A 3048-nucleotide genomic window follows, 5' to 3' on the forward strand; every position below is an offset into this window, starting at 1 on the left:
TGGAGGAGTACGTTAATGATCTTCAAGAGCTGGGTATTACGGTGGAGCGCTGGGGTGGTCAGAACAGGTACGAGACAAACCTCATGGTCATGACCCAAGCCCAAATCAAGTTCGGCCTTAAGTTCAATGGAAGCGTTGTGGTAGCTGGAAACGACAGCCTGGCAATTCAGAACGCCCTCAGGATAGCGGTTCAGAACAGGGCTATAATACTCTACGTTAACAAGACCACGAACATTACCCTGCTGATGGAGAGGTTCCAGATAAGGAACATGACCATGGTTCACACCCATGCCTCTGAAATGACCATGGAGCTGGTTAGGAAGCAGCTCAAGGAGTGCAACTGCACCACAAACGAAGTCCAGGTCAACGTTACCAAGGAGACCGTGCTCCAGCTGATGATTCAGGTCAGGGAGAGACTCAGGGCCATTGAGGAGATCGCCAATGCCACCAACGCCACCCAGCTCATGGAGCAGGTTCGCGTCATGGAGATGACCATGGAGAAGGCCAACCAGGCCCTTCAGGCCGGCAACTACACCTACGCCTACCAGCTTATGCTCGAGCTCCAGGTCAGGATCCAGTTCAGCCTCAAGGCAGCGACCGGCGAGATGAGGATAGCAATAAAGAACAGCGAGAAGATGGCCCTTGAGAGGGAGCTCGTGAAGCTTGAAGCTCAGATACGGGTTATGGAGAATGCAGGCATTGATGTAAGCCAGATCAATACCCTCATGGAGCAGCTCAGGATTGCCATCCAGAACGGCCAGTATGACGTGGCAAAGCAGCTTATGAACCAGATAAAGAGCATGATCCAGGAAGCCTACAGGAACGGCAGGGACGCCATAAGGAATGCCCCAAGAGAGAGGCCTCGAAGGCCTTGAACTTTCATTGTTTAACGTTGGGCACCACCATCAACAGACTTCCGATATGTGGAGTTTAAATCAGATGCTCAAATCATTCCCTTTCCTTTTCTCGGTATTTTCCTTCGTTTTTCCTTCTGCTCCTTCAGGTAGGGATACCTCATGATGTGCCCGCAGTTGAGGCATTTAACCACAACGTGAGGCATCCTTTTCCTCCTTAGTCTCACACGAGCGTTGACGCCGGGAACGAGGAAGGAATGGCATTTCTTGCAGTAGCGTCTCTTCCATTTCTTTGGCATCCTTATCTTGGCCTTCTGCTGGACGGCCAGGGCTATTTCGACGTAGCGGTTGGCTAATTCAGGCTCGTAGGGAAAGACGCGCTCGGCGAGTGTGAAGAGAATGTTGACTCTCTCCCTCGCTATTCTCTTCTTCTCCCGCTGCTCTCTCTGGCGTATGAACTTCTTTTTTGACATGGTATCACCGTACCAGCCTCAGCTTTCCGGGAAATGGCTCGTAAATGTAGCCGGTGGCTATAAACCTTTCAATCATGTCGAGGGCGTCCCGCTCGTTGAAGCCGCCCCTCATCATCTCCCTCAGGAACTCCTCCCTGGTAACCTCGCCGTTCGGGCTTGTTGATGCCAGGTCATGGAAAATCTGGAGGGCCTTTTGGGCCCTGACGTCATGGGGGATGTAGTGCTCGTACTCTTTCTCAAGCTTCATTATGACCTCAGGCCGTTTCCTGATAATCTCGTCGAGAACCACGTTCCATTCGTTCAGTATGGTGTCGTCGATCTCCCTAACGTCCTTTACAGCCTTGTCTGTGATTTTTCCGTAGAACCTTGTGATGGCCCCGAAGAGCCTGGCGTCGAGGTAGAACCTCATTCCGAGGTGGAACACCCCGCTCGGCGTCGTCAGCTTTCCAAAGGTCTCGCTGTACTCCTCCCTGCCCCACCGACGCCATTTTAGGTGCTCCTCCCTCAGCCTGCCAAGCTCATCGTGGCTCATGGAGCGAAAGCGCTCCCTGTTGATGAAGATCGTCACGAGCAGATTGGGGATCAGCTGCCTGAACTCCCTGTTCTCTTCGAAGTACGGCTTCTCCTCCCAGGGCATGAGGACAAAAGGCGTCTCGGAGATCTTGGCCAGTGCGTCGGTGGGGTCTGCCTCCACGTCCTGGGGGAGAAGACCGATCGCCCTCTTGTTCATAAGGTACTTCTCAGTCCACTTCGGAATCCTGACCAGGCCCCTCTTCGATGGGGGAGTATAGTATTTCATATCGCTCCTGTTGGGGTTGCGGGTTCGAAAGTCTATGTCCAGCATGGGGTCGATTATCTCGAGGGAGGTTTCTTTTCCGAGCCTGAGCTCCCAGGGCAGGCTCGACTGGAGGTACTTGAGGGCCTTCCAGAGGGCCAGGAGCCCCATGTTCTCCCTGTGCTTGTAGACCGTGTACTCAAAGCCCTCGCCCCACTGGGATACTCCGCTTCCCCAGAGGATGTAGGGGACACCGTAGAGGGAGTATATGAGGGCCTTCCTCATGTCGTCACGGACGTAGATCGTCCTTTCAAAAAGCTCAACGACCTCGCGCCTGCTGAGGGCGAACTCGCGGTAGTCCTTCCAGTAGTCCGAGTAGTCTTTTCCCTCAATGGAGCTCGCGTGGATCATCCTTAGGTTGCCCAGAGGATACGCGTCCATGACGCCTCTGACAAGCACATAACTCCCGGGCCTGACTTCCCCGCTCACCTTGGTGTTCTCTGTGGCTCGAACGATCAGGTACGTCCTGAACTCGTCCTTCTCCAGACCCGCCAGCTCCGATGGAGATAGTGGGGAAAGGAGGTAATAGGCAGCATCCATTGGGGCGTGGGGAGGCTTCCTCGCGAGTAGGAAACCTGCTACCTCTGTCTCTTCGCCGTTTTTTATTCTCTGAAGTCTCGTCTGGAACTCCCTAACCCTTCTGCTAGGGCTCAGCGGCTCCCTCATCCGTTCCAGTCTCAGTAGTTCGAGTATTTCCTTCTCCATCATCCGTCTTCATCGACCGTAAGATTTATAAATGCACCGCGGGAGGTATGTATCGGTACGGCGGTCATAGCGGCGGGGTCACACCCGGTCTCGTTTCGACCCCGGAAGTTAAGCCCGCCAGCGATCCCGGGTGTACTGCCCTCCGAGAGGGGGCGGGAAACCGGGAACGCCGCCGGCCACT

Annotated in this window: 3 protein-coding genes and 1 rRNA gene; 2 read left to right on the forward strand and 2 right to left on the reverse strand. The window is 54.4% G+C overall.

Annotation, left to right across the window (positions count from 1 at the left end):
- A partial coding sequence (locus tag E3E33_RS10640; protein WP_167711464.1) for a cell wall-binding repeat 2 family protein occupies positions 1-875 on the forward strand: 875 nt, incomplete at its 5' end.
- 68 nt (positions 876-943) lie between these two features.
- Here E3E33_RS10640 and E3E33_RS10645 read toward each other — a convergent pair.
- Positions 944-1327, reverse strand: a complete 384-nt coding sequence (locus E3E33_RS10645) for a ribonuclease P protein component 4 (protein WP_167711465.1) — start codon at positions 1325-1327, stop codon at positions 944-946.
- A gap of 4 nt (positions 1328-1331) precedes the next feature.
- Complete coding sequence (locus tag E3E33_RS10650) at positions 1332-2870, reverse strand: hypothetical protein (protein ID WP_240912090.1); 1539 nt, start codon at positions 2868-2870, stop codon at positions 1332-1334.
- Between the two features lie 53 nt (positions 2871-2923).
- On the opposite strand from E3E33_RS10650, the gene rrf reads away from it, so the two are divergent.
- Positions 2924-3045: ribosomal RNA gene (gene rrf / locus E3E33_RS10655) — 5S ribosomal RNA — on the forward strand.
- Positions 3046-3048: the final 3 nt, after the last annotated feature.

Source organism: Thermococcus sp. GR5 (genome assembly GCF_012027535.1).
In the GTDB taxonomy this organism is placed as follows: domain Archaea; phylum Methanobacteriota_B; class Thermococci; order Thermococcales; family Thermococcaceae; genus Thermococcus; species Thermococcus onnurineus.

What these genes read in the sequence shown, in the direction of transcription:
- E3E33_RS10650 (WP_240912090.1), bottom strand. Translation starts at nt 2,870, where the DNA reads ATGATGGAGAAGGAAATACTCGAACTACTGAGACTGGAACGGATGAGG.
- E3E33_RS10645 (WP_167711465.1), bottom strand. Translation starts at nt 1,327, where the DNA reads ATGTCAAAAAAGAAGTTCATACGCCAGAGAGAGCAGCGGGAGAAGAAG.